The sequence below is a fragment of the Arthrobacter alkaliphilus genome, assembly GCF_021483235.1.
Taxonomy (GTDB): Bacteria; Actinomycetota; Actinomycetes; order Actinomycetales; family Micrococcaceae; genus Arthrobacter; species Arthrobacter alkaliphilus.
Window position 1 is genome coordinate 1 of sequence record NZ_JAKEEC010000051.1, and the last position, 3,076, is coordinate 3,076.

General features: G+C 64.6%; 4 protein-coding genes and 1 pseudogene. 4 read left to right on the forward strand and 1 reads right to left on the reverse strand.

Annotated features, from left to right (window positions below; genetic code table 11):
• Positions 1–482 (forward strand): annotated as a pseudogene (locus L0B83_RS19485) (glycogen debranching enzyme); the annotation flags it as partial.
• Between the two features lie 618 nt (positions 483–1,100).
• Here L0B83_RS19485 and L0B83_RS19490 read toward each other — a convergent pair.
• Positions 1,101–1,424, reverse strand: coding sequence for a MerR family transcriptional regulator (locus L0B83_RS19490; protein ID WP_234760223.1), 324 nt, complete (start codon positions 1,422–1,424; stop codon positions 1,101–1,103).
• A 125-nt stretch (positions 1,425–1,549) separates the two neighbouring features.
• On the opposite strand from L0B83_RS19490, the gene L0B83_RS19495 reads away from it, so the two are divergent.
• From L0B83_RS19495 to L0B83_RS19505, 3 genes are all read left to right on the forward strand, one after another.
• A complete protein-coding gene (locus L0B83_RS19495) occupies positions 1,550–1,975 on the forward strand; it encodes an Hsp20/alpha crystallin family protein (protein WP_234760224.1) in 426 nt (141 codons plus the stop codon).
• 195 nt (positions 1,976–2,170) lie between these two features.
• Positions 2,171–2,605 (forward strand): J domain-containing protein, encoded by a 435-nt coding sequence (locus L0B83_RS19500; RefSeq protein ID WP_234760225.1) that lies wholly within the window; start codon positions 2,171–2,173, stop codon positions 2,603–2,605.
• A gap of 30 nt (positions 2,606–2,635) precedes the next feature.
• Positions 2,636–3,010: a hypothetical protein gene (locus tag L0B83_RS19505; RefSeq protein ID WP_234760226.1), complete on the forward strand. Its 375-nt coding sequence runs from the start codon at positions 2,636–2,638 to the stop codon at positions 3,008–3,010.
• Positions 3,011–3,076: the final 66 nt, after the last annotated feature.

The following is a 3,076-nucleotide window of genomic DNA, read 5'->3' on the forward strand; positions in this document are numbered from 1 at the left end:
GCTTCTTCGACGGCCGCCCGGTCCTTCGAGGCGAAGGCGAACCTCTTCCGGACATCGAATGGCTCGATCCGGAGGGCAAGACGATGCAGCCCGAAGACTGGGACAACGGATTCGGCCGCTCGGTCGGCGTGTTCCTGAACGGTGACGGCATCCGCGCACAGGACAACCAAGGCCGGCGCATCACGGACGTCAACTTCCTGCTCTACTTCAACGCCCACGACGACGAGGTCAAGTTCAGGCTGCCCTCGGACGAATACGCACCCGCGTGGGACATCATCATCGACACCGCCGGCAAGAGCGCCGACTCCGCGCCCATCGACGCAGACGGCGTGATGCCCCTCGCGGCGAAATCACTCGTGGTGCTGCGCGCGCACAGCGCGCCGCAGGATGAGCCCGACCACTCAGTGGCCGCGTCCCTCGCCGCGCTGACGCACACCGCGACAGCCGAAACGGCAGCCCTCACAGTCCCGGCAGTTAGCTGAACCCAGGGCCGACGGGTGAAAAAAATCGCCCCTGCTACGGGCTGCACGGCAGCTCGCAGCAGGGGCGATCCGCCCCCCAAGGCTGGAGGTTAGGGAACGTCCTGATCCCAGGCTGCGCGCGGCCCCGTTCGCAGGAGCTCGCTGGCTGTGGCCAGTCGCCATTTCATCTGCTCAGCGGCATCACCTTGTCCGTGATCGCCATATGAGTGCGCAAGCCATCGTTCGATCAGGGATACCTCCAATCGGTAATCGCCCAGCTCCCTGCACAGCTGGCAGGCAAGCCAGGTGGGCGCGGCCGGAGGCGGCCCCAACAATCCCATGTCCTTGTCAGATTCGAGCCCATTTAGCTGGCGAGCCCCAAGATCGGCTTCGGCGGCCACAATGCACTCCAAAGCAAGATCCAGTGCCTCGCGGAACTCGAAGCGTGATCGAAGGACCTCCGCACGGTCAATCTGCCTCGTGTAAGGGACACCCCTAACCAACGGCTTCCCAGTCTCCGACGCCCGCGTATCAGACTGGCCAGTGCCCTGCGCCGGCGCCCATCCCTCGTCTAAAATCCTGAACCACCCCTTGCCTGGCAACTAAGTACTAAGCAAGCTTACTACCGGCGGTATCAAGTCATTCGCCCGCGCCCGGGCGGGGCGCACTCTCCTGTGCTGCTTTCGCGGACTTGAGCTCCCCCTCAAGGCGCCGGTTGTCGGCCTCCAGCACCAAGACCATCCGGATACCCGCCAGGTTCAGCCCTAGATTCAGAAGCTCCCCGATCCGGCGCAGGACCACGAGATCGTCCTCGCTGTATTGGCGCGTCCCGCCCAGCGTCCTGCCCGGTTCCAGCAGTCCCTTGCGTTCATAGAGGCGCAGGTTCTGCTGACCCGTTCCCACAAGCTCGGCCGCGACGGAAATCGCGTACACGCCCCTCCCCCGGTCCTCGGCCTGTCCCATCGGCTACCTCCAAAATCTTTCCAAATCGGGCTTGCTCCGATCCGTTAGCGGTGCTATAAAAAATATATACCAGCGACCATAGATTTGCTGGGTTGACAACAAAAATCTGCAAGGAGTGACAGACCATGCTGATGCGAACGGACCCGTTCCGTGAATTCGATCGTCTCGCCGAACAAGTGCTCGGCACCACGGCGAGGCCAGCGGCCATGCCGATGGACGCTTGGCGGGAAGGCGAGGACTTCGTAGTCGCCTTCGACCTGCCCGGCGTCAACGTGGATTCGGTGGACATCGACGTCGAACGTAACGTGCTGACCGTTAAGGCCGAGCGCCCGGAACCCGTCGGCGAAAACACCGAACTGATTGCGTCCGAACGGCCCCGCGGCGTCTTCAGCCGCCAGCTCATCCTCGGCGATGCCCTCGACACCGACGGTGTCAAGGCTAGCTACGACGCCGGCGTCCTGACCTTGAGGATCCCGGTGGCGGAGAAAGCAAAGCCGCGCCGCATCGAAATTGAAACAACCGGCAAACAGCGCCAGGAGATCAACGCCTGATAGCCGGCACAGCCTCCAGACCGGGAGCGCCAGGACGACCCATCGTGTGAAGAGGGCGGTCGAGTTCACAGACCCCGCCACAGCGCGTCCAGCGCAGATATCGATGCGGCCCCCGCGATGACTCCCGCAACGATGGTCCCCGGCTGAACGCCGGGGACCATCCCGTCCCCTCCCGCGAGAACACAGCCGACAACGATGAGGAACAACGGCCCGGATCCTTACGACATCCTGCATATCGACCCAACCGCCACAGCGCGTGAGGTGGCGCGCGCCTACCGTACACTCATGCGCGGCCGGCACCCGGACACCCGACCGGCGCGCGAAGACGGCCCGGGACCGACAGAGCCGGAGCTGCAGGAACTCCGGGACATCATGGGCGCCTACGCCATCCTCGGCAACCCGGAAAAGCGGGCGGCCTACGACCGGGAGCACCCGCGGCCAGCCGCGACAGCGAAGCCGCAGCGCCCCGCCGGCTCCTCCGCGACCCCAGCGCCAGCGATCCCGGGTGCCTTCGTGCTGATCGGGCCGGTCATCAGGGAGTCGCCCGGCGGCCGGTCTCCCGGAATGCCGGACCGGCAAGGCCCATATCCCCCAAACGGCTACACGCTGATCCTGCGAATCAGGCGCTGAGCCGGAAACATCCAATCACAAGGAGCCTCCATGAGCGCCTGGCGCCCGTACGACCACCAATTGATGCCCGCGTTCTACGAACGCTTCGAGAAGCGGTGGGGCGAAGGAACAGCACCCTTCCTGGACCCTGAGACCCACGAACAACCGATGCCCCGGGCCCAGTGGATCAATCCGGATACCGGCGCGGCGGTGGCGGTCGTCCCCATTTGGACCGAGGATCCGCAACACCGCTCATTCGGCGTGTTCTACTTACCCCCTGCCGGCGACATCTGGGTCCTGCGGCCCGGCTGTACGAACTATGTCGAAACCGACACCAAGAACGCCGAGCAAGCCACCCTGCGCAACGACGCCTTCAGAAAAGCCGTCGCGCACGCCAAGGAATTCATCTACGGAACCCAGCCCTGAAGCCGGCACCGGTTGTCACAGGCGGCTTCCGGCGTTGAGTTGTTCGCCGAGGCCGGCGAGCAGGAT

What these genes read in the sequence shown, in the direction of transcription:
- L0B83_RS19490 (WP_234760223.1), bottom strand. Translation starts at nt 1,424, where the DNA reads ATGGGACAGGCCGAGGACCGGGGGAGGGGCGTGTACGCGATTTCCGTC.
- L0B83_RS19495 (WP_234760224.1), top strand. Translation starts at nt 1,550, where the DNA reads ATGCTGATGCGAACGGACCCGTTCCGTGAATTCGATCGTCTCGCCGAA.
- L0B83_RS19500 (WP_234760225.1), top strand. Translation starts at nt 2,171, where the DNA reads ATGAGGAACAACGGCCCGGATCCTTACGACATCCTGCATATCGACCCA.
- L0B83_RS19505 (WP_234760226.1), top strand. Translation starts at nt 2,636, where the DNA reads ATGAGCGCCTGGCGCCCGTACGACCACCAATTGATGCCCGCGTTCTAC.